Raw genomic sequence first — 25382 nt, forward strand, 5'->3', positions numbered from 1 at the left:
TACTCAAGATGGCTCGTCCGGGACGATCGAGCCTGTCATCGTGCTGTTGTCGGCGGGCCACGCGATGCAGTAGATCGACCGCTGCGGCGACTTTTCCGAGTCCCACGCCTCCTTGGACGGAATGACGGCCATCACATTCATCGTCTTGCCGGACTTGAGGACCTCGTTGGAGTTGTAGAACATCGCGCACGAGCTCTCGGCGTACCGGTTGAGTGCCTCGTCAGCCGGATAACCGGCGGGCGGGATGTTCTTGTCCTTGTCACCGTTGCGCATGCCGGTCTTGTATTCCATGAAGACCTCGGCGCGGTGTTCTTCTTTCGTGCAGTCGACGGTCGCGTCGTACTGGACTTTGTCCGCGGGCGGCACGTTCAGGCAGCTGTTGCCCGCGTTGAAGTACACGTCGAACACCGGGATGTTGCCGCCGACGCCGTAGGTCAGGGTCGGCTGGAGTTTCCCGCTGCCCGCGGAGGCCGTTCCGAACAGGCCACGGCCGAACCAGCCCGCGGTCAGCATGGCCGCGGCCAGCACGACGACCAGGCCGATCGCCAACCCGCGGCGCCCCTTGGACGGCGCGGCCGGCTGGGTCGTGCCGGGCTGCGGCGACCAGACCGGCGAGGTCGGGCCGGTGTTCATCGCGACCTGCGTCGCTTGCCCGAGCAGCGCACGGACCTGCGGCGCGGTCGGCCTGCCGTCGGGGTTCGAGTTCAGCAGTCCCATGATCAACGAGGCCAGCGGACCACGGCAGCGGGTCAGGTACGCGACCTCGTTCATGATCGCCTGGATCGACGCGGCCGTCGTCGTCCGCTCATACGCGCCGTAGCCCTCGACAGCGAAGAACAGCGTCGCGCCCAAGGCCCACAGGTCCGACGCGGCCGAGGCATCGTGTCCTTGCAGGCGTTCCGGTGACATGTACGTCGGCGAACCGATCAGCGTGCCGCTCGTGGTCAGCCGCGGGTCGTCGGTGGACTGGGCGATGCCGAAGTCGGTCAGCTTCACGCGCCCGTTCGCGTCGATCATCACGTTGCTGGGCTTGACATCCCGGTGCACGATCCCGGCCCGGTGCGCAGCGTCCAACGCGGACACCAGCTGCTGCGCGATCTGCGCGGTGTACGCCTCGCTCAACGGACCACGCTGCCGCACGATGTCCGCCAGCGTGGGCGCCTCGATCAGCTCCATCACGATGAACGTGTTGCCGTGCTCCTGCACCACGTCGTACACCGTGACGATCGCCGGGTCGTTGAGCCTGCCCGCGGTGCGTGCCTCGCGCAGCACGCGTTCCTCGAAGATGTGCCGCTCCTGCGGGTCGATCCCCTCGGGCAGGTGCAGTTCCTTGATCGCGACCCGCCGTCCGATCGTCCGGTCTTCGGCCAGCCAGACGATGCCCATGCCGCCGCGACCGATCTCGCGCACGACGTGGTAGCGGCCGCTGACAATCCTCTGCGTGTACTCCTGGGACACGCGGGCACTCTAACTCCCGCTTCGCCCGGACCCGAGAGGTTGGCCAAGGTTGCACGAAGGGGCAGGTTTCGTCAGTTGCCTGCAACGGAACCGGTCAGTTTGCCACCGTCCGCTTTGGTGACGACACAGAGCGCTTCCTTCTGAGCTCCGTCCCATGCCGCCCGCGTGGGCACGAGCGTGTGCAGCCGCAGGACCTCGTCGGAGTTGAGCCTATTCAACCGCGCCTCGCAGGCCGATGACGCGTCCGATTCCAGGAAGTCCGGATAGAAGTTCAGGTCCGAGTAGGAAACGTGCTCGAAGATCTCCGCGTCGTGTTCCTGCTCGCAGTCGTCCACGTGTTCGGCCAGGTCAGACCCGTCGTAGCAGTCACCCGCGCGCAAGTCGCGAGTGACATCGCCGTCCGGGCCGTAGCTCCTGACGTCCCGCTCAGGGTTCGCGCCGGCCGGTGGATTCGCCGTGTTGTCCGGCGTGAAAACACCGGTCAGTGCGAGGATCAGGGCCGCGGCCGCGAGCAGGACGACCGCCGTCACACCGATCTCGAGACCTCGCCTGCTGTTGCGCCGCATGGGGATCGCCTTGGTCGGCTGGACAACCGGTTCGCCGACGGGGTTCACCCGCCGCGCCTGCTCGGTCAGCCGCTGGGCCTGCGCGATGGAGAGCCGAACCTTCGGATCCGGCTCGAGCAGCCCCATGATCAGGTCATGCAGCGGCCCGTGTGCCTGACGGACCTGGACACGCTCGTTCAGCACAGCGGTTATGGCCGCTGCCGCCGTCGACCGCTCGTACGCGCCATACCCTTCAGTGGCAAAGAAAAGCGTGGCTCCCAACGCCCAGAGATCCGATTCTGGACCGGCTTGCTCCCCGCGCAGGCGCTCCGGCGAGATGTAGGTCGGTGACCCCATCAGCACACCGCTCTGCGTCAGTTTCGGGTCCTCAGTGGACTGCGCGATGCCGAAGTCGGTCAGCCGCACCCGGCCGTTCGGCCCGATCATCACGTTGCTGGGCTTGACATCCCGGTGCACGACACCGGCCGCGTGCGCGGTGTTCAGCGCGGACAGCAGCTGTTCGGCGATGCTCAGGACCTGACCGGCAGGCAACGGCCCGTCCTGCCTGACGACCTGGGTCAGGGTGGGTGCGTCGATCAGTTCCATCACGATGAACGTGGCGCCGTCCTCCTGGATGACGTCATGCACCGTGACGATCCCCGGGTCGCTCAGCCTGCCCGCGGTCCGCGCCTCACGCAGCACGCGTTCTTCCAGGACAGGGCGGTCACTCGGATCGGTTCCGTGTGGTGGAACAAGTTCCTTGATGGCCACGCGCCTGCCCATGGTCAGGTCCTCGGCCAGCCAGACCACGCCCATCCCACCACGGCCGAGCTCGCGGACGACCTGGTAGCGGCCATTGACCGTGCGCGGTTGGATGGACACGCGGGAACTCTACTAGCGCGAGGCCGTCCAGCAGAGTGGTTCGTCAATTGCCCCTGACGGACCCAGTCAGTTTGCCGCCATCCGCCTTGGCTGCCACGCATACGGCCTTACGGCGGGTGTAGTCGTCCCACGCCGACTTGGTGGGCACGATCGTCCAGAACTTCAGGGTGTCCTTGGCCGTCAAGTCGTCGAACTGGGCCCTGCACTCGCGCTCGGACTCGGTGACCACCTGTTCCTGACCTGGGTAGGCACCGGACTCGCGGTTGAGCTGCACCTGGCCGAAGATCTCGACGTCGTGCTCGCCGCTGCAGTCGAACAGCGTCTCGTTGAGGTCCATGCCGTTGAAACACGAGCCTGGTTCACCGTATTGGATCACTGTGCTGTTGGTGACGTCACCGTTGTCCCCGTAGGTCTTGGTCGTCCCCGTCCCTTGCTGCTTGCTGACGCCGGCGGTCGACGGCGGCGTGGGGTTCTCGCTTGGCGTCGAAGTCTGCTGCCCGGGCGCTGCCGGCCCGGCAGCCTCGCCGGTCTTCTTGTTGAACACTCCGGAGAACGCCATGACAGCACCGACTGCGGCGATCAGAACCACTGCGGCGACCGTGATCACCAGACCACGCTTGCGCTTCGGCATCGGCTTCGTAGCGGGCACCGGTTGTGCGCCAGGGGTTGCAGGCTGCCGCGCCTGTTCGATCAGGTACCTGACCTGGCCGCTGGTCAACCGGGTGTGCGGGTCCGGGTCCAGCAGGCCCAGGATCAAGTTGGCCAGCGGTCCGTGCACCCGGCGAACCTGGACGCGTTCGTTCATGATCGCCTGGATCGCGGCCGGCGTGCTTGGACGTTCATACGCGCCATAGCCTTCGACCGCGAAGAACAGCGTCGCGCCCAACGCCCACAGGTCCGAAGCGGGCGAAGCCTCTTGTCCCAGCAGGCGTTCCGGCGAGATGTAGGTCGGTGACCCGATCAGCGTGCCGCTCGTGGTCAGCTTCGGGTCCTCTATGGACTGCGCGATGCCGAAGTCGGTCAGCTTCACGCGCCCGTTCGCGTCGATCATCACGTTGCTGGGCTTGACATCCCGGTGCACGATCCCGGCCCGGTGCGCGGCCTCCAGCGCGGAAAGCAACTGCTCGGCGATCTTCAGAACCTGGTCGACGGGAACGGGGCCGTGCTGCGCGACCACGTCAGCGAGGTTCTTCGCCTCGATCAGTTCCATCACAAGGAATGTGCTGCCGTGCTCACGCACAACGTCGTGCACGGTCACGATTCCCGGGTCGTTCAAGCGACCCGCGGTCCGCGCCTCACGCAGCACGCGTTCCTCGAACACCTGCCGTTCCTGCGGCGCGATGTTGTGCGGCAGCAGCAATTCCTTGATCGCCACGCGCCTGCCGATGGTCAGGTCCTCGGCCAGCCACACCACGCCCATCCCGCCACGCCCGAGTTCTTCGAGCACACGGTAACGGCCTGCCCCCAGATGGTCCCCTCGATCCACGCGGGACACGTTACGGGGAGCCCGCGGCAAGGCAGGCTCCCCAAAGGGCGGCTAGGCGTGCACTTCGTGACCGGCTTCGCGCAGCGCCACCACTGCCCGGTCCAGATCGCTCGCCTTGACCAGGATGTGGTCGGTGTCGAACGTGGACATCGCGTACAGCGGAACCCCGGCCGCGGCCAGTGATCCGGCCAGTGACGCCATGATCCCGGTGAGCGTGAACTCCAACGGCCCGCGCACAGTCAGCAGCCGCCAGCCCCGGTCCACCTTCTCGGCAGGCGGCGCGATGGCGGTCAACGAGACCACCGAGACCTCGTCCGGTGTGCTCGTGATGGACACCAGACCGTCCGAAGTGGGCAGTGTGGGCAGCGGAGAAGCAGGCGGCAGCTTGGCTATCGAGTACTCGCCGGGCCGCACGTCGACGGTCAGCCGTTTCATCCCGCTGTTCTCAGCCTTCAGTGACCAGCGGGCTGTGCGCGACCTCGGTGCCATCGGGCAGCGAGGAGATGGTGAAGTCGCTGAACACGTTCTCGGCGGCCTTCTGCAGCTGCCGCAGGCACTCCACGGCGAGCGCACGGATCTCGACGTCGGCCGCCTCGCTGGCCCGCATCGCGATGAAGTGCCGCCAGGCGCGGTAGTTGCCGGTCACGACGATCCGCGTCTCGGTGGCGTTCGGCAGGACCGCGCGGGCGGCCTGGCGGGCCTGCTTGCGGCGCAGGGTCGCGCTCGGCTCGTCCGCGAACTTCTTCTCCAGACCGGCGAGCAGTTCGGTGTACGCCTCGACAGCCGCGTCGGCGGCCGCGATGAACTTCGCGTGCAGCTCGGGGTCGTCGGCGATCACGTCCGGCTCGACCATGGCGGCGTCACGCTCGGGCACGTACCGCTGGGAGAGCTGGGAGTACGAGAAGTGGCGGTGCCGGATCAGCTCGTGCGTCAGCGACCGGGAGATGCCGGAGATGTAGAAGCTCACCGACCCGTGCTCGAGCACCGAGAGGTGGCCGACCTCGAGGATGTGCCGGAGGTACCCGGCGTTGGTCGCCGTTGCCGGGTTGGGCTTCTTCCACGACTGGTAGCAGGCACGGCCCGCGAACTCGGCGAGCGCCTGCCCGCCGTCGCTGTCGGTCGACCAAGGCACGTCCGCCGGTGGGAAGAACTCGGTCTTGGCGATCAGCTGAACCTTGGGGGCGACGGTCTCGGTCATGGCCGAGAGCCTAACTGGCCCGTTCCGACACGCCAGCAACCGACGCGTGATGTCGCGGTGACATCACCCATCCTTGCGATGACGTCATCAGTGATGTCATAGTGACGTCATGGATCTCACGCCGTACATCGACTCGCTGCGGGAGGACCTCGCCACCACCGCCTCAGCCGGGGACGAGCAGACCCGACGGGCGGCGGCCGTGTTGTCCGCCGCGTTGGAACCAGCGATGCGTCTCGCGTTCATGAACGCGCTGTCCGACGTCGCCGCCGAGGTGACCGCCGCACTGGACGACCACGTGGTCGAGGTGAAGCTGGCAGGCCGGGACGTGCAGGTGGTCGTCACGCCCACCCGGCGCGCCGCCGACCCGGAACCCGAGCCCGAACAGCAATTGCCGCCGCCAACCGGCGACAACAGCGCGGAGAACATCAGCCGGATGACCCTGCGGATGTTCGAACAGATCAAGAGCCAGGCCGAACAGGCGGCCGCGGCACAGGGCGTGTCGCTGAACACGTTCGTGTCCCAGGCCGTGCAGGGCGCGCTGCGCCGCAAGTGGTCTGGCCACCAGCACCACCACCAGCAGCACCGTCATGAGGACGAAGACCGCGGCTCGTCGCGGGTTCACGGTTGGACTGAGGGGCAATGACCGAGGAGAAGGTGCACAACTTCGAGGCCGACGGGCCACAGGACATCGACGTGCAGATCAAGTCGGGGGCGGTGGACGTCCTGCTGACCGACGAACCAGGCATCAGCGTGCGGATCCGCCCTCGCCCGGACACGGGCAACCCGTTGTCCGAAGGGCTCTCGCAACTGGTCAACCTGTTCTCGCAGTTCGAGCCGGTGCCATCGCCCGAGGACGTCGTCGGCAAGGCCGTCGTCGAGTACTCGAACAACCGCGTGGTCGTGCGCGCGCCCGACCGGATGCGCCACGTCCCGCTGGGCATCACGGTGCGCGCGCCGTCCGGCTCGAACGTGGACGTACGCAGCCATTCCGGCGATGTGCTGGTGACCGGCGCCGCCGGACGGCTGTCGGTCCGGACCGGCTCCGGCGAGATCAAGGTCGACCGGGCCGACGGCGCCGCGACTGTGATCACGGGAACGGGCGCGGTCCGGCTCGGCCCGATGCTGGGCGGTCTGCAAGCGCGTACCGGCAGCGGCGACGTCGAGGTGTCGTCGGTCGGTGGCTCCAGCGCGGCCTTGATCACCGGCAGCGGCGACGTGTGGCTCGGTGCCGTCGCCAGTGATGTCACCGCACGCACCGGGACCGGCGACCTGACCGTGGCCGACGCCGCCACCGGGAAGATCGACCTGAACACCGGATCGGGCGAGATCCGGGTCGGCATCCGGCAGGGCACGTGCGCCGAGGTCGACCTGCAGTCCAGCACCGGGCAGGCCCGCAGTGAGCTGGCGCTGAAGGACTCGCCGCCACAGGGCGAGGTGAAGCTGCGGGTCCGTGGCCGGACCCGGTCAGGCAGTGCCGTCGTGAGCGCGGCTCTCGACGGCTAGGGGGTGGAAGGGCTGCCTGGGTGCCGGGTAGCCCTTTGCCCCTACTTGACCAGTTTCGCCAGCGGACCGGCGAGATCCCCCTTCTTCCCCACGGCCACACCGGAAAGCCCGAGCCACTCGGCCATCAGCTTCAGCTCGGCGGACAGCTCCAGCAGCACCCGTGCCTTGTCCACACCGGACTCCGCGAACGCACCGGGAACACGCAGCAGACCCGCCGCACGATCGGCCTTCAGGTCAACGCGCGCAACGAGTTCGCCGTCCAGCAGGAACGGGAACACGTAATAGCCGAACTCCCGCTTGGGTTCCGGTACGTAGATCTCGATGCGGTAGCGGAACCCGAACATCCGCTCGGTCCGGTCGCGTTCCCAGATCAGCGGATCGAACGGGCACAACAGCGCACGGCCTTTGACCTGACGCGGGGTCTTGGTGTCGACGTGCTTGAACGCCTTGCGCTTCCAGCCGTCGACCTCGACCGGTTCGAGCACGCCGTCCGCGACAAGGGACAGAACCGCCTGCCGGTTGGCATCCGGGGCGAGCCGGTAGTAGTCACGTAATTCCGGCTCCGTCGCGACTCCCAGCGCCCTCGCGGAGCGCTCGACGAGCTCTCGGGCGGCGTCCTCCGGCGCGACCTGGCGGTTGAGCACCTCCGGCGGCACGACACGTTCGGTCAGGTCGTAGAGGCGCTCGAAGCTTCGTCGCGTCCCGGTCGTGAGTTCGCCGAGGCCGAAGAGGTATTCACAGATGTGCTTGACGTCTGACCGCTCCCACCAGGTGCCCTTCTGGCGCTTCTCGCCCTCGCCGACGATCGCGCGCTCCAGCGCGCCCGCGCCGATCGGGCCGAGTTCCTTGACCGCCGCCAAGACCTCCTGGACCAGCCCAGGTGAGCGGTTGACGGCCTTCTCGTAGTGCCGCCACCAGCCGGGGCGTTTGCCCAGGTGCAGCAGTGGCCAGTCGTCCACCGGGATCAGGCTGGCCTCGTGCGCCCACTTCTCGACCAGCAGCCGGGGTTTGCGGGCCGAGTGCGACCAGGCCGCGTCGTCGATCAGGTCCATCGGGTACGCGCCGAGCCTGGAGAACAGCGGCATGTAGTGCGCGCGGACCGCGACGTTCACCGAGTCCAACTGGATCAGCTGCACCCGGGAGATCACCTTGAGCAGATGTCGTCTTGACGGCACCGTTGTCGGGCGTGGATCGGTGAACCCCTGTGCGGCCAGCGCGGTGCGCCGGGCGGCGGCCTCGGTCATCGTCAACATAGTGAGCGCATAGTGCCAAACACCCCCGACAGTTTTGGATGACCGGCGCGACCAAGCCGCCGTCCTGGTTGGCTAGGTTTCCACCATGGCTGAGGCCGCGGTGCACACCGCTCAACCGGACGACATGAACCAGATCGCCAGGATCCAGGTGGAGACCTGGCGTGCCGCGTACGCCTCACTGCTGCCCGAGGAAGTGCTGGCCGGGCTGGACCAGGCCGAGATCGCCGACGTCTGGCAGGCGACGGTCAAGCAGGGTGGCGCCACGGTCTACGTCGCCACCGAGGGCACGTGGACCGTGGGATTCTGCGCGGCCGGGCCCGCGCCGGACTCGGAGATCGCGGACGTCGACGGCAAGCTGCCGGAGGATGCCGACGAGGTCGGGGTGATCGCCACGTTGCTCGTGGAGCCGCGATGGGGACGCCGTGGGCACGGTGGCCGATTGCTGGCGACGGCCGCGAGCGGACTGCGTGCGATCGGTAAGTCACGTGGTGTCGTATGGGTGCCGGAGAACGACGATGTTTCGGTTGCGTTCTACGAGCGAGCCGGTTGGCAGCGAGACGGTATGGTCCGCACCCTTGACGCGGGCGGACGGCCGTTGCGTGAGATCAGGTTGACCGGGGAACTGAACCTTCGGTTGACATGAGACGTCCTTAAGGCTGAGGCTCGCCCGCTCACGACTCAGATACCCTGGCTGAGGACTGGGGATCCAAGGCAAGGGGACACACACTTGGTTATCAGCCTGCTGGTCGCGGCCGGTGTCGCGTTCAGTTCTGCGCTGATTCCCCTGGTCAGCACCGAAGTTTTCGTTCTCGCGCTGATCGCGCGGGAGCCCAACATCCCGTGCCTGGCGCTGGGCGCGGTGGTCGCGGTCGCCCAGATCCTGGGAAAGTTGCTGTACTACCTGGCCGCGCGCGGATCGTTGCGGCTACCAACTTTTATGCACCGCAAGGACAAACCGCTCACCGAGCGTCGAATCCGTTGGCAGCAACGGACGAAACGGGTGCGCGCCTGGTTGCATTGGCTCACCGAAAAGTGCCATAAGCATCCACATTGGATGACTGGGACATATGGCGTAAGCGCGGTGGTCGGGCTGCCTCCGTTCATGGCGACGACCGTGCTGGCCGGCCTGGCGAAAATGCCGATGTCGACGTTCGTCGTCGCCGGGCTCGCCGGCCGGTGCGTGCGGTTCACCTTGCTGGCGATGTCCCCCGCGTTGATCTCCGGATGGCTGCTCTGACCTCGGCGAGCCGCTGAACTCCTTCGGCCAGTACGTGTTCCGGCGCGCCTCCGAACGTCAGCCGGAGGTACGACCCGGCCGGTTCCGCGGCAAACCAAGGCCTGCCAGGAAAAACAACGATGTCACGAGCCGCGGCGGCCGCGGTGAACTCCATGTCGTCGATGCCTTCGGGCAATTCGGCCCAGACGTGCAGACCCCCGGTCGGTTTGGCGACACGGAAATCCGGCAGATGTGAGTCCAGTGCGCTCAGCAAAGCGTCGCGGCGGGACCGCAACGCACCCTGCAGGGAACGCAAATGCCTGCGCCACACCGGGGATGTCACGAAGTCGATGGCGGCCTCCTGCAACGGCCCGGATACGTAGAGATCGTCGAAGGAACGCGCTGTGCGCAGCCGTTTTCCGGCAACACCACGCGCGCCGATCACCGCGACCCGCAGGCCGGGTGCGGCCACTTTGGTCAGTGAACGGACGTACACGACATGTCCGTCGACGTCCTCGGATGTCAAGGTCGGCGGGGCTACTCCGTCGATCGTGAAACCTCGTGCCCAGTCGTCCTCGATGAGGAACGCCCCCGCCGCACGGACGATCGCGAACACCTCAGGCCGTCTTGCCGCCGAAAGCACGGCACCATGCGGGTTCGCGTGCAGCGGCTGGCTGTAGAACAGCCGCGCGCCGGTCCGTTCGAACGCCGCAGCAAGAAGATCGGGACGTACGCCGTCGGCGTCCGTCGGTACCGGAACAACACGCAACCCCGCGTCTCGCGCGGCGGCGATGGCGCCGACGTAGGTGGGTGACTCAAGGAGCACCACGTCGCCAGGTTCGCTCAACCCACGAAACGCCGCCGACAACGCGGGTTGCGCACCCGAGCACACCGTCATGTCGCCAGCGCGCAATTCACCGCCTGCCTCGCGGGCGAACCACGCACGCAACTCCTCACGTCCCTCAAGCGGCACACGTCCCCACGAGGCGGGCCTACGGGCGGCACGGGTCAGCGCGGCGCCGAGCGCCTCGACGGGCAGCAGACCCGGGTCGAGGTAACCACTGGACAGTTGAAGAACCTCAGGCCCCGGCACAGCGATCAACGCGGCCACCATGTCCTCGCTGGGCCGTCCCGGGCCGAGGGCGACCGACTGCCAGGACAGATCCGGCAGCCGGGCCGGACCTGGGCGATCGGCGACGTAACTGCCGCGCCCCGGCCGGACCTCCACCAGGCCTTCGCCCGCCACCCGCTGGATGGCCTGCTGAACCGTGACCGGGGACGCCTTGTGCTTGGCCATCAGCGCCCGCACCGACGGCAGGCGATCACCCGGCTGACCAGTGCGGACGATGGATCTGATGTCCTCGATAACGCGGAGGGCTGCGTTATCCTCATTCATGAGAGTAGAGAGTAACGTTATCGCGCCCGCCGGGATAACACTCGGCGCGCTGGGGGTTCTGGGGTTCAGCTTCTCTCTGCCGGCCACGCGGCTGGCGGTGGCCGGTCTTGACCCGTGGTTCGTGGCGTTCGGCCGCGCGGCCGTCGCGGGCCTGCTCGCGGTCGCCTACCTCGCATTCGTCCGCGCGCCGCTGCCGAGCCGGGACCAGGTTCGGCGGCTGGTGATCGTCGCGCTGGGCATCGTGATCGGATTTCCGCTGTTCACGTCCTTGGCATTGACCACGCAAACGTCTGCGCACGGCGCTGTGGTGATCGCTGGGCTGCCGATGTCAACGGCAGTCTGGGCCGTCGTGCGTGCCGGCGAACGGCCGCGGCGTGGGTTCTGGCTGGCCAGCGGCGTGGGTTTTATCGCGGTGCTGGCGTTCATAGCCACCACTGGCGGGGTGTCCGGCGGCTTCGAGATGGCAGACGTGTTCCTGCTGATCGCGGTGGTGCTGTGCGGACTGGGTTACGCGGAGGGCGGCGCACTCGCCCGTGACCTCGGCGGCGCCAGGACGGTGTGCTGGGCGCTTGTGGTGTCGTTGCCCGTGACCGTGCTGGTTGCCCTGATCACCATGGACTTCTCCCGCGCCAACGGCACGACCTGGTTCGGTTTCGCTTACGTGACAGTGATTTCCATGTTCCTGGGGTTCTTCGCCTGGTACGCCGGATTGGCCAGGGGCGGAGTCGCGAAGGTGGGCCAGGTTCAGCTCGCCCAGCCGGTGCTGACCTTGATCTGGTCGGCGTTTCTGCTGGCTGAGCCGGTTGGCTGGCTGACCGTTGTGGCCGCGATCGTGGTGCTGACCTGCGTGGTTTGGACCCAGCGCAGCAGATCCTGAGTGCTTGATAACGAAAAGATAACGAACGGGCCACGTTTGAACGACCGGGGCCAACGCGCTCGTATCCCCCCATGAGCAAGGAAAACCCCGACCCAAGCTTTCTGCCCCACAACCCCAGGCAATACCCCTTCGTGGCAGTCCCGCCGAGCTGCTTCAGCGTCCTCGCCTGGCCAAAATCCGGAACGAGGTGAGAAATCGATGGCCCGATACTCAGGGCGTCACCGAATCTCCCGCCGAACGAAGATCGCGACCGCAGGTCTCGGCCTCGCATTGGCGATCGGTGGGATTGCGGTCGTCACGACCGCCGGCGACCCAGGGCAGGCCAGAGCGGATCTCGCGGACAAGTCTTTCTTTGTGGACATCACCACCGTCCAGCCGAACGTCGATCTGCCCGATCCGCAGGAAGACGCGTCGACCGGCACGTTCACGGTGGACTGCGGAAGGAATGAGAACGAGCACTTCAACCCCGACAACTTCATCGCGCAGCCGGGCGTTCGCAATGGCGCCCAGCACCTGCACGACTACGTCGGGAACCTGACCACCGACGCCGACTCGAACAACCAGAGCCTTCAGGCCGGTGGCACCACCTGCAAGAACGGCGACAAGTCCGCGTACTTCTGGCCGGTCATCCGGATCGAAGACGCGGAGGACGCCGCCGAGAACGAGCAGCAGGAACAGCAGAACAACCAGAACCAGCAAAACAACCAGAACCAGAACCAGGGTCAGCAGGACAACCAGCAGAACCAGAACGACCAGCAGGACAACAACGCTGACCAGCAGCAGAACAACCAGCAGCAGCAACAAAACCGGAACAACAACCGGAACGGCGACAACCAGAACGCCGAGCAGGACCGCGATGGCAACCAGCGCAACAACCTGGTGCAGCAGGGCAGCCTGCGGCAGGCCCAGGAGCGCGACAACCAGCAGGGCGACCGCCGTGACGGTGACCGGAACAACCGGAACCAGAACAACGACGGTGACCAGCAGGGCCAGAACGCCAACCAGCAGAACAACAACGACAACCAGAACCAGCAGAACAACCAGGGCGACAACAACAACGACAACAACCAGGGCAACAACAACGAGCAGGGCAACAACGAAGAAGAGCAGCCCGAGCTCGAAGCCCCGAACGAGCAGAACGAGTTGGCAGGCAACGACGGCGAGATCCAGCGCCCTGCCGACGTCGACCTGACGTTCCGCGGCAGCCCGGTCGGCGACGTCGTCGCGATGCCGAAGTTCCTCCGCATCCTTTACGGTGACGCGAAGGTTTCCACCAACGGCACGAAGAATGCCCGTGACTCCTGGACGTGCGCCGGTTTCGAGGACCGGGTCCTCATCAACAAGTACCCGATCTGCCCGAACGGCGCCCCGGTGAAGCGCATTCACGACTTCCCGAGCTGCTGGGACGGCGAGAACATCGATTCCGAGAACCACCGGGATCACATCGTCTACCCGCAGGAAAACGGTCAGTGCCAAGACGGGTTTGTGGCGGTCCCGCAGCTGCGGATCACCCTGACCTACAACATTCCACAGGAGGTTCAGGAACAGGGCCGGTACAAGGTCGACTCCTTCCCCGAGGAGGAGCACAACCCCTTCTCCGACCACGACGACTTCGCCAACGTCATGTCCAACCAGATCATGAACAGGCTTGTCGCCTGCATCAACGAAGGCCGGACCTGTAACGAGTAGCAGCTTCACAGCCGTGAGTGCCGCCCGAGCGGCGGCACTCACGGCCTTGCCGGGGTTTACCCGCCGATCCAAAAACCCTTTGATAAACCGAAAATGAAACAACGAGGTGAGTAGTCGATGGCCCGCACAACTGGGCGACACCGCATCTCCCGCCGAACGAAGATCGCCACTGGAGCCTTAGGTCTGGCGATCGCAGTCGGTGGCCTAGTCGTGGTTACGACTACCGGAAACGACCCGGACGCAAGCGCCGCATTGGCCGACAAGTCGCAGTTCGTGGACATCACAAAGGTCAAGCAGAACGTCAATCCCCCGAGAAACCAGGGCAACGCCTCCCGTGGCACCTTCACGGTGAACTGCGGCCGCAATGAGAACGGCCACTTCAACGCCGACAACTTCATCGCGCAGCCGGGCATCAAAATGGGCGCCGAGCACCTGCACGACTACGTGGGAAACCTGACCGCGAACGCGGACTCGAACAACAAGAGCCTCGCCAAGAGCGGCACCACCTGCAAGAACGGTGACAAGTCCGCTTACTTCTGGCCGGTCGTGCGCATCCCGAGCAACGAGAAGGCCGCGCAGAAGAACGGCACCAAGGACTCGGACGGCAACTGGCAGCGTTACCAGGAAGCCCAGCAGGACGCCGCGGTGGAGAAGAAGGAGCCGCGTGTCGACTGCAAGGACGTCGCCAGCGAACTGCCCCCGGACGTGCCCGAGTCGGCCGCGCCGGTGATCGAGCAGGAGCTGAAGAAGCTCGACGAGCAGAAGGAAGCGGCCGAGAAGAAGCTGGAGACGGCGAAGAACGTCGACCAGGAGGTCACCGGCCCGCTGACCGAGCAGCGCAAGCAGGCCCTCGACAAGATCAGCCAGGCGGTGCAGCAGCAGGGCAAGCAGGGCAAGGACTTCGGCCAGCTCGCCCCGTGTGGCATCAAGCAGCCCAACAACGACGGTGTGACCGACAACGGTGACCAGAACAACGAGGTCAACACCGAGGGCACCAAGGAGCACAACCACAGCAAGCCGGGCGACAAGAACCTCGAGATCGGCATCAACAACGGCACCATCCAGCGGCCGGTCAAGGTCGACCTGACCTTCCGCGGCAGCCCGAACTCCAAGGTCAAGGCGATGCCCAGGTTCATGCGCATCCTGACCGGTGACGCCAAGGTCTCGACCAACGGCCCGAAGAACGCCCGCAAGGTCTGGACCTGCACCGGTTTTGAGAACAAGGTACTGATGGACAAGTACCCGATCTGCCCGGAGGGTTCGCAGGTGATGCGGATCCACGACTTCCCGAGCTGCTGGGACGGCAAGAACGTCGACTCGGCCAACCACCGTGACCACATCATCCACCGCGAGGCCAACGGCACCTGCAAGCGCGGGTTCGTGCCGGTTCCCGAGCTGCGGATCAGCCTGACCTACGACATCCCGAGGGACGTCCAGCTCCGGGGTGGCTACTCACTCGACTCCTTCGCACAGGAGAAGAACAACCCTGCGTCCGACCACAACGACTTCGCCAACGTGATGTCCGAGTGCATCATGTTCCGCCTGGTCAACTGCATCAACAACGGCAAGACCTGCCGCGAGTGACCCAGCCTCACCCCTGAGCCGCCGGGAGTGTCCACTGCAGACGCTCCCGGCGGTTCTTTCATGCCAAGGCGAAACGCACGGCTTCCGGTTCGTACCGGTCACGGGGAACCGCGAAGACCGCGGTCGCTCGTTCACCGTCACGTTCGGCGGAGTAGGTGAGAATCCGCCATTCCCCTTCGTCCCAGGTGTCCAGGACGTCGGAGCGCAGCAACGGATACGCCGACTGGTAAACCTGGCTGCGGTGCAACTGTTGCACAGTGGACGTCACCGGGATGTGGAACTCGGTGTTGCCCAGCGGGTGCAGGAGCTTGACCTTCAACCGGCGCAACGGAACCAGCCAGTAACCGTCCAATTCGGCCGACAGCAGCGCGATCACCACAGCTGTCGGGAAGGCCGCGTACCACGGCAGAGCATCAGCCGTGACGACCGCACCGGCGAGCACCAGTGATCTGGCGATCGCGCGCACGCCAACCGGAGCGAACTTCTCGGACAGACACCCGCATGACGAGTCAGGCGCGGCGACTCGTGCCCACAACAGGTATCCGAGCAGACCGAGGAACCAGGCGAACGCCGCCCACTTTCCCACCGGATTGGGCACGAGCAACCCGGCGGCCAGCCCGATCTCGACAACGCCGATGACACGGAACACCGCTGCCGTTCGCTGTTTGCCGACCAGTTTGCCCAGCGCGGAACGTTGCGAGCCGCCGCGGAACTTGAACACGGCCGCCCACACCAGCACAGCTGCGACGAGAACCTCCATCACGCCGCCGCAGCGTAGACGGTCGCGATGTCGACCTCGTTGGTGTCCGGCCGCCAGGCGCCGATCACCTGGGCGTGCTTGCCGACCTGCAGCAACGACAGGTCACTGATCGCCGGGGTGCCGTTGTAGACCGCGGCTGTCGTGCCCGAGACGACGTGGCCCACGATCCGGTGGCCGTGGTGGTCGAGATGCAGGACGTCCCGGTTGATGGCGACGATGTGCGTCTGCAGGTTGACGATGTTGAGCCAGATCGAGTCGGCGGCCAGGACTCCGTCCGGCATCCGGGCGCCTCGCGCGTACAGGCCGTCGCCGACTCTGGCCTCGTCGAACGTGGTGTTGCGTAACTTCCAGATGCTGGTGCCGCTGGTGACCTGGATGCGGTGGAAGGTCTTGTCCGATCCGGTGACCATCAGCATGCTGCCCTGGATCCCGGTGATCCGGCCTTCGGCGAAGTCCGGGTCGATCGCGTCCGGCTCCAGCATCCACTTCTGGTCGGCGAACGCCGTTTCCGGCGCGAGCGAACCGAGTGCGGTCGCACCGACGACCGCGGTCGCACTACCGAGCACAGCGCTGGTCAGGAACTTCCTACGTCCTAGTGACTCCATTGTGGACACCTCCTCAGCTTCGGATCGTCACGGGGATGATGCCGGCGGACAGGCTGCCGAGCCGGGTGAACGCGGCGGGCGTGAAATCGATCAAGCGGTTGGTCGCGCAGTTTCCGCTGCAGCACCGCTGTTCACCACACCACAGGTCGGTCTGCGGTCCGCAGTCACGGATCGTCACAGCGATTTCGGTGGTGCCACAGAGATGTTTGACGAAGAACTGATGACCACAGGTGCGGCGTAAAAGATCATCGCCGCAGCGGTCCGGACGAGTGATGTCGAAGCATGCGTCCGACGTGTTCGGCCACGCGCAGTGCAGGCTGGCCGACCTGCAGGTTCCGCATGCGCCGCCACCGGCCGTGCCGCACGGCCCGAACGCCGGTCCACAACAGAACCAGGACGCTTCGGCCGTGGTCGGCGCCATGACATCCACAGGTGGTGATGCCACTGTGTCGCTCCCTTCGAGGCTCCCAGCAGAACGCGCAGGTTCTTCCTCTTCAGGCGCAAAAGGGCAAGACGCATCGCGAGCCCGGGGTGCCCGAGCTCGCGGCGCTCTCGTCTGGCCCTCATCGCACGATCGTTGGCAGGGTGGGACTTTCGCGCGAACAGACGGGAGTTTGTTATGTTCTGACAAAAGGCACGGTACCTGGCGACAGCTGATCCCACAGTCGCCCGTCCGGCGCAGCGCCACCCGCCGCGTGGCCTACTCCCTGCGGGTGAGGGTGACCCGGTTGAGCAGCGCGGAGATCACCAAAACCGCGCCGAGGGCAAGCAGTTGGTACTGGCTGCCACGGGAATCCTCGAAGGCGAGCAGGATTCCGGCGTTGAGCCAGACCACGAACAGCGACGCGATGAGCACGCCGCCGACCCGGCCGATTCCGCCGGTGATCGCCGTACCGCCAAGGATCGCGATCGTGATCGCGGGCAAAGCCATGCCGTTGCCCACGGTTCCGGCATCTGGCCGCGCGGAAGCGAATTGCGCCACCGTTATCACCGCGACTACGGCTGAAAGCAGCCCGGAAAGCACGTACGCGCGGAATCTGATGCTCACCACTGGAAGCCCAGCGAACCTCGCCGCGGCTTCGTTCGTGCCGATCGCGTACAGCCTCCGGCCGTAGTTCGTTCGGTTCGCCAGCAACCACGCCAGCACGGCACACGGCAGCAGAAAAGTGAACACCTGCAACGGAACCTGGCCGACCGTCGTGGTGAGCGAATGCAGGTCCTGGATCGGTTGAGTCGAGATCGGCGCGTTGTTGTTGCTCACCAAGGCCAGCGAACTGAAGGCGTAGTACGTCGCCAAAGTCGCGATCAGTGCGGGAACCCCGAGCCAGGCAACGAGAAAGCCGTTCACCGCGCCGAGGATCGCACCGGCAAGAAGTGCACCGATGATCGCGAGCCACACTGGCCAGTGCCAGAAGCCGACCATGAACCCGAACACCATGCCGACCAAGCTGACCATCGCACCGACGGACAAGTCGATCCCGCCGCGCCCGGACACGATCACCACCAGTTCAGCCAAGCCGAGCAGGCACAGCGGAACAAAGGATTCCAAAGAGGACAACAGGTAGTCCACGTCGTACGGTGCGACGAGGTACCCGTTCGCACCGAGCACACTCATCCACACCACGAGAATCACGAGCAACGCGACCAGGAGCAGGACGCGGTCGGTGATCAGTCGCTTCACAGGCGCCACCTCCTTCGTTCCCGCAGCAGGTCCACCCCGACCGCCAACAGGATGAACACGCCGATGAACAGGGCGGTCAGCTCACTGCGCCAGCCGAGCAACGTCACCGCGCTGGTGACCGTGCCGACCAGCAACGCGCCGAGGACGGTGCCCAGGACAGAACCACGGCCGCCGAGAATGCTCGTTCCACCGATCACGACAGCCGCGATCACCTGCAGTTCCAAGCCTGTTCCGGCGTTCTGGGCGACCAGGCCGCCGCCTCCGATGACGCAACAGGCCGCCAGGCCGACGAGAACACCGGTGATCGTGTAGACGCTGACCAAGCGCCTGGTCACCCGGATCCCGGCCAGCCGGGCCGCGGGTGCGTTGCCGCCGATCGCGTACAGGTGGCGCCCGGTCGGCGCGTGCCGCATGTAGAACCACATGCCCGCCGCGAGAAGTACCGCCAAGAGCCAGGCGTGCGGGATGCCGAAACTTCGCCCTTCCGCGCCGCCGCCGACGAACTCGAGGGTGTCCGGGACGCCCGCGACTTCCTTGCCGTCGAATATCTGCAGCGCGACGAACCGGAAGAGGTTCAACGTGCCGAAGGTGATGATGATCGCGTGCACCCGGCCGTACGCCACCAGCACGCCGTTGATCGCACCGAGCACACCACCGACTCCCAGTCCCACCAGGATTGCCGGAACAAGCGCCAGTTCGGTGTCCCGCAGCAGCTGTGCGACCACGACCATCACGACAGCGAGTGCGCTGCCGACCGATACGTCGATCCCGGCGGTGACGATCACCGCGGTCATGCCGACGCCAATGATCGTCACGGGCGCCACCGTGGCCAGGATGTTCTGCAGGTTCGATGCGGCGAAGAACGTGTCAGTGCCGAACCCGAGCGCCAGCCAGAGCGCCGCGAGCACGGCGATGAGTACGACCTCCTGGCCTTCGGTTTTGCTCACTCGTCACCCGCCGCTGCCGCGAGCACGTCGGCCTGCGCCACGCCCCGGTCGAACCGCGCGGTGATCCGGCCGCCCCGGACGACCAGGATCCGATCCGCGAGGCTCATCACCTCCGGCAGGTCCGACGAGACCAGCAGGACAGCCGTGCCCTGGCCGACGATGTCCCTGATCAGACCGTGGATCTCCTCCTTCGCACCGACGTCGACACCCTGCGTTGGTTCTTCCAGTACAAGGACTTCCGGGCGGTCGACCAGTTGGCGTGCCAGCACGACCTTCTGCTGGTTGCCACCCGAGAGGGTGGCGATCAGGGCGTTGGGGCCTGGCGTCTTGATCCGCATGCGGTTGATGAAGTCGGTGGCTGTCCGGCGCTCCTGGTTGCGGTTCAGCCACAGGCCTTTCAGCGACGCGATGGAGATGTTGAAGCCGACGGTTTTGGTCGCGAACACGCCTTGCCTCGACCGGTCGCCCGGCAGCATCGCCGTCTGTCCCGTTCGGACTGTTCCGGAGTCGGCCGGTTCGATGCCGTAGACCGCGCGAGCGATCGAACCGGTGCCCGATCCGACCAAGCCGAACAACGACACGACCTCGCCCAGCCGGACTTCGAAGCTCACGTTTGAGAACCTGTTGCGGCGCGTCAGGTTTTCCACCTGGAGCGCCGGATCTCCCTGTGGACTCCTGGGTTCGGCGGTGTTGTCGGTGAGGGCGTGGCCGACCATCAGCTCGGCGATCCGCCGTACCGTCAGGTCTTCCGTCGGCTCGCTCGCGACGACCTTGCCGTCCCGCAGAACGGTGACCCGGTCGGTGATCTGCGCGAGCTCGTCCAGCCGGTGACTGACGTAGATGACGCCGACGCCACGGTCTTTCAGGGTCCTGATGGCGTGGAAGAGCTTCTCGATCTCGCGGTCAGTGAGAATCGCCGAGGGCTCGTCGAGAATCAGCACCTGTGCTTCGTGCGCGAGCGCCTTGGCTACCGAAACAAGCTGTTGCTCGGCTACCGACAGGTCCGCGATACGCCGTGCCGCGAGCTTCTCGTTCAGGCCCAGGCTTCGCAGCAGGTCCTTGGCGCGCTTGGTCTGCTCCGGCCAGTCGATCCGGCCGTGCTTTCTGAGCTCCCGTCCGATGAAGACGTTCTCCGCGACGGTGAGTTCGCCGAAGAGCTGCGGATCCTGGTACACGGCCGCGATCCCGGCGTGCAGGGCTTTGACCGTGTCGCCGATGGGCTGTCCGTTGAGCTCGGCGGTGCCCGCGTCGGCCTTCTCCGCCCCGGAGACGATCTTGATCAGCGTGGACTTGCCCGCGCCGTTGGCGCCGACGAGTCCGTGCACCTCCCCCGGACGGACCGCGAAATCCACGCCCTGCAAGGCGTAGACGCCGCCGTAGTGCTTGCGGATGCCGACGAGGGTGAGTAGCGCGTCAGTAGTCGTAGTCACCGACGTTGTCCTTGGTGAGCTTCAACGGGTCACCCAGCAACAACATCTTGTTCTCGAACTTGACGGCAGGCAACTTGGCCGAGACGTTGTTGGTGGCCTGCACCGGTTCGCCCCGCTTGACCTTCGCGCCCGCCCACGCGGTGAGGTAGCCGAGCTGTTCGACGTCCCACAGGATCGACGTCGACGAGGATCCGTCCTGCAAGTAGGGCTTCATCGAATTCGGTGTGCCCACACCGACCGTGAAGACCTTCCCGATCTTGCCCGCCTCCCGCACAGCCTTGGCGACGCCGGGAGCGGACGTCGTGCACTGACCAATGAGGCCGGTCAGATCGGGGTGGGCGTTCATCAGATCCTTGGCCATGGACACGGCTTTGGCCTCGTCCTCCCCGGCGTAGACGGTGTCGACGAGCGTGGCGGCCGGATACTTCTCGGCGGCGTAGCGCTTCTGCACCTCGATCCACGAATTGAGGTTCGCGGCCGTCTGCCCACAGGAGACGATGGCGTATTTCCCCTTGCCGCCCATCGGAGTCATCAGCGAGTCAATGACCGCGTGTCCAATGCCGTCGGCCGTGGCCTGGTTGACGAACATCTCCCGCACGGAGTTGGGAGCGTCGGTGTCCGATGTGAGCACCTTTATGCCCTTGTTGGCAGCGTCGGCGAGAATCGGCACAACGGAGTCAGGGTCGTTGGGTGCGACGACGAGGACGTCGACCTTCTGCTGGATGAGCGATTTGAGGATCTCGGTCTGCGCACCGGGGTCAGCGGTGGTGCCGCCCTTGTAGATCCAATCGACACCCAACTCCTGTGCGGCCTTCTGGCCACCGGAGTTCATCGCCTCGAAGTAAGGAATGCCCTGCAACTTGGGCACGAAGGCGACCTTGATCCGCGGCTGGCCACCCCCATCGGCCGCAGGCTGCTCCTTCTTACTGCACCCAGTGATGATCAAACAGACGCTCAGCAATACAGCGAAACCCGCACGCATGGCCGCTCCCCATTGAGACGTTTCAATCACCCGCAGCCTGAACCTAGCCCTGGCTGACATCTCGTTCAAGGCCCCTTCGCGGTGACCATTCGGGCGATTGTGCCCGCACCGGCCAATCAGGTCGGAGTGCTCCCGGCGGAGAACTGAACATCCACTGTGGTCACACTGGCGGGATGCGGGTGTGCCAGTCGGTTTCCTGTTGGTAGGCGTCGACGACGGCGGCGAGCAATGTCTCGGAGTGCGCGGGCCCCATCAGCTGCGCGCCGACGGGCATACCGGATCGACTGAAGCCACACGGAAAAGCGATCGCCGGCAGACCGGTGAGGCTGGCTGGGAACGTGTACGGCGTGAGCACCGGGATCAGCGGGACGCCGTCGTGCGAAGACACTCCGTGCGGCAGCTCGGTGACCGGGCTGGTGGGTAACAGGAGGACGTCCACTTCGCCGAGCAGGTTCGCGTAGTCGCGCTTGATCGCGTTCCGGACCCGCTGAGCGTGCAGGAAATCCGCTACCGGTACACCTAAGCCAGCCTCCAGGAACGCTTGGATGTCCTCGGTGAACTCCGCGCCGCGCTTCAGGTGCTGGCGGAATTCGGCAGCCGCCTCGGCGAAGACCAGTACGCTCGCCGCCGCTTGGGTGATCGGCAGCGACGGCAGCGTCACCTCGATGATCTGCGCGCCGAGCGATCGCAGTGTCTCGGCGACCGCCACCTCGTGCTGGGTGGCGACGTCGGCGAGCCCGACCCGAACCTGTCGAAGGTCGACCACGGGCGAGACCAACTCGGCAGGCGGATCACCAGCCAGCACCCGGAGCAGCATCAGGCAATCCCTCGCGCTGCGGGCCATCGGGCCCACCACATCGAACGAGGCCGACAGCGTCATCACGCCGCTGCGCGGAATCAACCCAAATGTCGGCCGGATCGCAGACGTTCCGCAGAACGCCGAAGGCAGCCGCAACGAACCACCAGTGTCCGTGCCCAACGCCATCGGCACCTGCCTCGCGGCCAACGCGGCAGCCGAACCACCGGACGACCCGGACGCCATCCGATCCGGATGCCACGGGTTGTGCACTGCGGGCGTGGAGACGCCGTAAGCGATCTCGTGGGTGGCCGTCTTGCCCACCAAGATCCCTCCGGCAGAGCGGATCCGGCTCACCACGGTCGCATCCCACGGCGGCACCCGCCCGACGAAAGCAGCGCTGCCGTACTCCGTGGCCACGTTGGAAGTGTCGATCAAATCCTTGGCCGCGAACGGAATCCCGTGCAACACACCGGTCGGCGGCTGCTGGCCGGCCAAGTCGGCCTGGGTCCGAGCGGCGTCATCGGTCAACCGCACGAACGCACCCAACGCTGGTTGTGTGCGTTCGATGCGCGTCAGGCAGGACGCCAGCAATTCCGCCGGCAAGAGCTGACCGCGCCGAATTGCCACGGCCGCCTCCACGACGCCCAGCTCATACGGCTCGGTCACCTCTGGCACAACCGAGCATGGCTCGTCACGCACTGGAATCGTTGTCCGAGGGCTGTCCGGGACATCGTCGATGCCCTCCGCCTCGGCGATCGCGGCCACCGATGCGGTGACGAACGGCGCCGCCCACTCCAGCCGCGCCAGCCGTTCCGGAGTCAGCTCAAGACCGATGTCCATCCGCCAACTGTAGCCAGGTCCTGCTACAAAGTTCGACGCTCAGATGCCCACACCAAGTGCGGCGTCGTGTTGCTTCGACGACGCACGTACATGAGCGCGTTCTCTGGATCCGCCAACATGTACTGATTCCGGCCGTCGAGTGTCGTCATGTACGCGCCCTCATCCAACTCCATGCCCCACGCAATGATCTGAGCGTCGGTCTGCTCGCCGAACTCAAGCACCACCGCGAACACTCGCGGCGCCTGATCGGCAACCATCTCCGCCATCAACTCAGTGAAGGTCGCATCGACCCAAGGCGGAGGCTCACCCACGCTGTTCACCACCGACCGTGGCACCTATGTGGTACAGGGCTGTAAGGTGCCCGGCTTGACCGATCATGTGGAAATCCCGCAACGGCTTCTGAAACACTTGGAAGACGGAACATTCATCGGCGCGGAACTCGTCGACAGCGGTCGCGGCGGGTTCACGCTGGCCGGCCGACCGGTGACAGACCCCCAAGCTTTGTCCCAAATGGACATACCGGGCCATGAAACGTGCGTGGAAGTCCCCAAGGACAAGGAGGTTTGGTTCGGTGGATCTGCTGCAGGGTAAGGCGTTCGACAGCTTGTTCCGCGCCTTCGAGCGGTACGCGTTCCATTTGGAGGTACAGGACAGCTATCACACCTCCGAAGAGTCCGGCCCGTTCCGGTTGTTCCTGGCAGGCCAGCCTGACGATTTCGGATGGCATCAGCCGTGGCTGGACCTCGTCCGGGATGCCACGAACGCAGGCAAGAGCGTGACTCGTGCACGTGTGGTCACCGTTCCGCATGGGGACTACACCCGGTGGGGTCTCACCGTCGCCGGCCACAACATCGCAGCAGGCGAAGACATCCGCTGGTTACCGCGTCACCACATCGATCCTGAAGACCTGACGACTGATGACTTCTGGTTGTTCGACGACAACCGAGTAGTGTTCACCGTGTTCGAGCCAAGCGGACAGTTCGCTGGAGGAGCCAGCACAACTGATCCCGCCATCGTCGCTCGCTGCCGCGCAGTGCGAGACCAGGTGTGGGCCGTGGCGGTCCCGCACCACCAGTACGTCTCCGCCTAAACTGCGCACGTGACCAGCGCGGTTCACCAGGCTCGGGAGGCACTCGGCCATCAACTCCGTGACCTTCGCAAGGACGCCGGACTGAGCGGCGTGCGACTGGCCTCGCTTGCCGGGTGGCACAGCTCCAAAGTCTCCAAGATCGAGTACGGCAAGCAGACACCCACCGAAGACGACATCCAGATCTGGTGCCGACACACCGACGCAGCCGCTCACGTTCCGGACCTCATCGCAGCCGTCCGACACATTGAAGCCATGTACGTCGAATGGAAGCGAACGCTCGGAGCCGGAACCAAACGACGCCAACAAGCCCAGCGCAGCCTCGAGGCGCGGACACGCCTGATGCGCTGGCACGAACCTCTGCTGATCCCAGGGATCCTGCACACGCCTGAATACGCGGCCGCAGTGCTGCGGCGCGTGATCGACTTCTATCAGACCACTGACGACCTCGACGCTGGTGTGGCTGCACGGATGGAGCGGCAGCAAATCCTCTACCGAGGCGACCACCGGTTCCACTTCGTCATCGCCCAGCAGGCCCTCGCCACCACTGTCGGCGGGCCGGACGTGATGATCGGGCAATCTCGTGCACGTGGAGACGATCTCTGCGGAACTGACGGTCAGCCAACCGCGGGAAATTGCCCTCTACGCCAAGGCATTCGACGAACTGGCGAAGCAGGCCGTCTATGGGCAGGCCGCGAGAGCTCTCGTCACCGCTGCACTCAAGAACTTCTAGGACAGTTCGAGGGCCTTACGCATGGCTTCGCGGGCACGGCGGCGGTCGCCGGCGATGTCATAGCCGTGGGCGAGGCGAAACCACGTGCGCCAATCCTCTGGCGCTGCCTCGACTTCGGCCCTGCGCTCCTCGAACCATGCGTCCGCGGCCGTGCGATCTATTCGGCCGGAAGGCATGCGGGGCAGGGAAGAAGTGTCCGGGAGGGTGCCTTCAGCGGCGAGGCGCTGGGCGAGGCGTTCGGTCTGCAAACCGAAGCGGATCGTGGCGACGGCAACCCATGCGCCGACGATCGGGAGCAACAGGACGCCGACACCGAGGCCGATGCCGACCCCGGTTCCGGTTTCCAGCAATGCGATTGCCCGCCCGGTCATCAGCACGAAGTACACCGCCAGCACTGCGGTCAGCAGCAGTGCCGTTGTCCGGGCGGACAG

27 protein-coding genes and 1 pseudogene are annotated in these 25382 nt (G+C 65.7%); 11 read left to right on the forward strand and 17 right to left on the reverse strand.

The features are described from left to right. Positions 1–3 precede the first annotated feature (3 nt). The 5 genes from B9C43_RS23160 to thyX form a co-directional block, all read right to left on the reverse strand. On the reverse strand, positions 4–1458 hold the full coding sequence (locus tag B9C43_RS23160) for a serine/threonine-protein kinase (protein ID WP_235038777.1): 1455 nt from the start codon (positions 1456–1458) through the stop codon (positions 4–6). A 71-nt stretch (positions 1459–1529) separates the two neighbouring features. After that, positions 1530–2885, reverse strand: coding sequence for a serine/threonine-protein kinase (locus tag B9C43_RS23165; RefSeq protein ID WP_084428901.1), 1356 nt, complete (start codon positions 2883–2885; stop codon positions 1530–1532). A 43-nt stretch (positions 2886–2928) separates the two neighbouring features. Continuing rightward, positions 2929–4371 carry a serine/threonine-protein kinase gene (locus B9C43_RS23170; RefSeq protein ID WP_235038778.1) on the reverse strand — a complete coding sequence of 481 codons (1443 nt, stop codon included), beginning with the start codon at positions 4369–4371 and terminating at the stop codon, positions 2929–2931. A 51-nt stretch (positions 4372–4422) separates the two neighbouring features. After that, entirely contained in the window at positions 4423–4806 is a 384-nt protein-coding gene (locus B9C43_RS23175) for an ACT domain-containing protein (protein ID WP_033387131.1), read from the reverse strand. Positions 4807–4816: 10 nt separating this feature from the next. Further along, a complete protein-coding gene (thyX, locus tag B9C43_RS23180) occupies positions 4817–5569 on the reverse strand; it encodes an FAD-dependent thymidylate synthase (protein WP_084428903.1) in 753 nt (250 codons plus the stop codon). Positions 5570–5678: 109 nt separating this feature from the next. On the opposite strand from thyX, the gene B9C43_RS23185 reads away from it, so the two are divergent. Then, positions 5679–6212, forward strand: coding sequence for a toxin-antitoxin system HicB family antitoxin (locus B9C43_RS23185; RefSeq protein ID WP_033387135.1), 534 nt, complete (start codon positions 5679–5681; stop codon positions 6210–6212). Continuing rightward, on the forward strand, positions 6209–7072 hold the full coding sequence (locus B9C43_RS23190; RefSeq protein WP_033387138.1) for a DUF4097 family beta strand repeat-containing protein: 864 nt from the start codon (positions 6209–6211) through the stop codon (positions 7070–7072). Before B9C43_RS23185 ends, B9C43_RS23190 begins: the two co-directional genes overlap by 4 nt. A gap of 41 nt (positions 7073–7113) precedes the next feature. Here the strand turns inward: B9C43_RS23190 and B9C43_RS23195 are convergent, their stop codons facing one another. Next, complete coding sequence (locus B9C43_RS23195; RefSeq protein ID WP_084428905.1) at positions 7114–8325, reverse strand: winged helix-turn-helix domain-containing protein; 1212 nt, start codon at positions 8323–8325, stop codon at positions 7114–7116. Positions 8326–8410: 85 nt separating this feature from the next. On the opposite strand from B9C43_RS23195, the gene B9C43_RS23200 reads away from it, so the two are divergent. Together B9C43_RS23200 and B9C43_RS23205 are read left to right on the forward strand one after the other, a co-directional pair. Then, positions 8411–8968 carry a GNAT family N-acetyltransferase gene (locus tag B9C43_RS23200; RefSeq protein WP_084428907.1) on the forward strand — a complete coding sequence of 186 codons (558 nt, stop codon included), beginning with the start codon at positions 8411–8413 and terminating at the stop codon, positions 8966–8968. Between the two features lie 84 nt (positions 8969–9052). Then, positions 9053–9562 (forward strand): YqaA family protein, encoded by a 510-nt coding sequence (locus B9C43_RS23205; protein WP_084428908.1) that lies wholly within the window; start codon positions 9053–9055, stop codon positions 9560–9562. On the opposite strand, the gene B9C43_RS23210 is transcribed toward B9C43_RS23205, so the two are convergent. Continuing rightward, positions 9513–10937: an aminotransferase-like domain-containing protein gene (locus B9C43_RS23210; RefSeq protein WP_084428910.1), complete on the reverse strand. Its 1425-nt coding sequence runs from the start codon at positions 10935–10937 to the stop codon at positions 9513–9515. The genes B9C43_RS23205 and B9C43_RS23210 overlap by 50 nt on opposite strands. On the opposite strand from B9C43_RS23210, the gene B9C43_RS23215 reads away from it, so the two are divergent. The 3 genes from B9C43_RS23215 (at position 10936) to B9C43_RS23225 (ending at position 15087) form a co-directional block, all read left to right on the forward strand. Beyond that, complete coding sequence (locus B9C43_RS23215; RefSeq protein WP_200825646.1) at positions 10936–11814, forward strand: DMT family transporter; 879 nt, start codon at positions 10936–10938, stop codon at positions 11812–11814. The two genes, B9C43_RS23210 and B9C43_RS23215, sit on opposite strands and share 2 nt — an antisense overlap. 198 nt (positions 11815–12012) lie before the next feature. After that, positions 12013–13503: a DUF1996 domain-containing protein gene (locus B9C43_RS23220; RefSeq protein WP_084428912.1), complete on the forward strand. Its 1491-nt coding sequence runs from the start codon at positions 12013–12015 to the stop codon at positions 13501–13503. A gap of 117 nt (positions 13504–13620) precedes the next feature. Continuing rightward, the gene (locus tag B9C43_RS23225) at positions 13621–15087 is read left to right on the forward strand and encodes a DUF1996 domain-containing protein (RefSeq protein WP_033381120.1); all 1467 of its coding nucleotides are present in this window, start codon (positions 13621–13623) and stop codon (positions 15085–15087) included. 58 nt (positions 15088–15145) lie between these two features. On the opposite strand, the gene B9C43_RS23230 is transcribed toward B9C43_RS23225, so the two are convergent. The 9 genes from B9C43_RS23230 to B9C43_RS23270 all read right to left on the reverse strand — a co-directional run bounded on the left by B9C43_RS23230 (position 15146) and on the right by B9C43_RS23270 (position 23397). Continuing rightward, the gene (locus B9C43_RS23230) at positions 15146–15847 is read right to left on the reverse strand and encodes a MauE/DoxX family redox-associated membrane protein (RefSeq protein WP_327222969.1); all 702 of its coding nucleotides are present in this window, start codon (positions 15845–15847) and stop codon (positions 15146–15148) included. Beyond that, the gene (locus tag B9C43_RS23235; protein ID WP_033381118.1) at positions 15847–16452 is read right to left on the reverse strand and encodes a hypothetical protein; all 606 of its coding nucleotides are present in this window, start codon (positions 16450–16452) and stop codon (positions 15847–15849) included. The genes B9C43_RS23230 and B9C43_RS23235 overlap by 1 nt, the downstream gene beginning before the upstream one ends. A gap of 13 nt (positions 16453–16465) precedes the next feature. Further along, on the reverse strand, positions 16466–16897 hold the full coding sequence (locus B9C43_RS23240) for an RlpA-like double-psi beta-barrel domain-containing protein (protein WP_200825647.1): 432 nt from the start codon (positions 16895–16897) through the stop codon (positions 16466–16468). 255 nt (positions 16898–17152) lie between these two features. Beyond that, positions 17153–18133 (reverse strand): ABC transporter permease, encoded by a 981-nt coding sequence (locus B9C43_RS23245; protein ID WP_200825648.1) that lies wholly within the window; start codon positions 18131–18133, stop codon positions 17153–17155. Then, positions 18130–19080, reverse strand: coding sequence for an ABC transporter permease (locus tag B9C43_RS23250; protein ID WP_084428916.1), 951 nt, complete (start codon positions 19078–19080; stop codon positions 18130–18132). The genes B9C43_RS23245 and B9C43_RS23250 overlap by 4 nt, the downstream gene beginning before the upstream one ends. After that, on the reverse strand, positions 19077–20510 hold the full coding sequence (locus tag B9C43_RS23255; RefSeq protein ID WP_084428918.1) for a sugar ABC transporter ATP-binding protein: 1434 nt from the start codon (positions 20508–20510) through the stop codon (positions 19077–19079). Before B9C43_RS23255 ends, B9C43_RS23250 begins: the two co-directional genes overlap by 4 nt. Next, positions 20494–21492, reverse strand: a complete 999-nt coding sequence (locus B9C43_RS23260) for an autoinducer 2 ABC transporter substrate-binding protein (protein ID WP_084428920.1) — start codon at positions 21490–21492, stop codon at positions 20494–20496. The genes B9C43_RS23255 and B9C43_RS23260 overlap by 17 nt, the downstream gene beginning before the upstream one ends. Before the next feature lie 160 nt (positions 21493–21652). Further along, the gene (locus tag B9C43_RS23265; RefSeq protein ID WP_084428922.1) at positions 21653–23131 is read right to left on the reverse strand and encodes an amidase; all 1479 of its coding nucleotides are present in this window, start codon (positions 23129–23131) and stop codon (positions 21653–21655) included. Positions 23132–23154: 23 nt separating this feature from the next. Further along, positions 23155–23397 (reverse strand): hypothetical protein, encoded by a 243-nt coding sequence (locus B9C43_RS23270; RefSeq protein WP_084428924.1) that lies wholly within the window; start codon positions 23395–23397, stop codon positions 23155–23157. 7 nt (positions 23398–23404) lie between these two features. On the opposite strand from B9C43_RS23270, the gene B9C43_RS23275 reads away from it, so the two are divergent. From B9C43_RS23275 to B9C43_RS59935, 4 genes and pseudogenes are all read left to right on the forward strand, one after another. Beyond that, complete coding sequence (locus tag B9C43_RS23275; RefSeq protein ID WP_235038779.1) at positions 23405–23722, forward strand: hypothetical protein; 318 nt, start codon at positions 23405–23407, stop codon at positions 23720–23722. Next, positions 23703–24221 (forward strand): DUF6879 family protein, encoded by a 519-nt coding sequence (locus tag B9C43_RS23280; RefSeq protein ID WP_084428927.1) that lies wholly within the window; start codon positions 23703–23705, stop codon positions 24219–24221. The genes B9C43_RS23275 and B9C43_RS23280 overlap by 20 nt, the downstream gene beginning before the upstream one ends. A 90-nt stretch (positions 24222–24311) precedes the next feature. Next, positions 24312–24740: pseudogene (locus B9C43_RS60140) on the forward strand (Scr1 family TA system antitoxin-like transcriptional regulator); the annotation flags it as partial. Positions 24741–24807: 67 nt separating this feature from the next. Further along, on the forward strand, positions 24808–24951 hold the full coding sequence (locus tag B9C43_RS59935; RefSeq protein ID WP_200825649.1) for a hypothetical protein: 144 nt from the start codon (positions 24808–24810) through the stop codon (positions 24949–24951). Here the strand turns inward: B9C43_RS59935 and B9C43_RS23290 are convergent. Further along, a complete protein-coding gene (locus tag B9C43_RS23290; RefSeq protein WP_084429206.1) occupies positions 24948–25382 on the reverse strand; it encodes a hypothetical protein in 435 nt (144 codons plus the stop codon). The genes B9C43_RS59935 and B9C43_RS23290 overlap by 4 nt on opposite strands.

The organism is Kibdelosporangium aridum, assembly GCF_900176515.1.
Lineage (GTDB): Bacteria > Actinomycetota > Actinomycetes > Mycobacteriales > Pseudonocardiaceae > Kibdelosporangium > Kibdelosporangium aridum.

Excerpts from the sequence above, each read along its gene's own strand:
- B9C43_RS23210 (WP_084428910.1), bottom strand. The coding sequence starts at position 10,937 with ATGAATGAGGATAACGCAGCCCTCCGCGTTATCGAGGACATCAGATCC.
- B9C43_RS23190 (WP_033387138.1), top strand. The coding sequence starts at position 6,209 with ATGACCGAGGAGAAGGTGCACAACTTCGAGGCCGACGGGCCACAGGAC.
- B9C43_RS23225 (WP_033381120.1), top strand. The coding sequence starts at position 13,621 with ATGGCCCGCACAACTGGGCGACACCGCATCTCCCGCCGAACGAAGATC.
- B9C43_RS23185 (WP_033387135.1), top strand. The coding sequence starts at position 5,679 with ATGGATCTCACGCCGTACATCGACTCGCTGCGGGAGGACCTCGCCACC.
- thyX (WP_084428903.1), bottom strand. The coding sequence starts at position 5,569 with ATGACCGAGACCGTCGCCCCCAAGGTTCAGCTGATCGCCAAGACCGAG.
- B9C43_RS23265 (WP_084428922.1), bottom strand. The coding sequence starts at position 23,131 with ATGGACATCGGTCTTGAGCTGACTCCGGAACGGCTGGCGCGGCTGGAG.
- B9C43_RS23195 (WP_084428905.1), bottom strand. The coding sequence starts at position 8,325 with ATGTTGACGATGACCGAGGCCGCCGCCCGGCGCACCGCGCTGGCCGCA.
- B9C43_RS23215 (WP_200825646.1), top strand. The coding sequence starts at position 10,936 with ATGAGAGTAGAGAGTAACGTTATCGCGCCCGCCGGGATAACACTCGGC.
- B9C43_RS23200 (WP_084428907.1), top strand. The coding sequence starts at position 8,411 with ATGGCTGAGGCCGCGGTGCACACCGCTCAACCGGACGACATGAACCAG.
- B9C43_RS23175 (WP_033387131.1), bottom strand. The coding sequence starts at position 4,806 with ATGAAACGGCTGACCGTCGACGTGCGGCCCGGCGAGTACTCGATAGCC.
- B9C43_RS23270 (WP_084428924.1), bottom strand. The coding sequence starts at position 23,397 with ATGGCGGAGATGGTTGCCGATCAGGCGCCGCGAGTGTTCGCGGTGGTG.
- B9C43_RS23260 (WP_084428920.1), bottom strand. The coding sequence starts at position 21,492 with ATGCGTGCGGGTTTCGCTGTATTGCTGAGCGTCTGTTTGATCATCACT.
- B9C43_RS23230 (WP_327222969.1), bottom strand. The coding sequence starts at position 15,847 with ATGGAGGTTCTCGTCGCAGCTGTGCTGGTGTGGGCGGCCGTGTTCAAG.
- B9C43_RS23235 (WP_033381118.1), bottom strand. The coding sequence starts at position 16,452 with ATGGAGTCACTAGGACGTAGGAAGTTCCTGACCAGCGCTGTGCTCGGT.
- B9C43_RS23220 (WP_084428912.1), top strand. The coding sequence starts at position 12,013 with ATGGCCCGATACTCAGGGCGTCACCGAATCTCCCGCCGAACGAAGATC.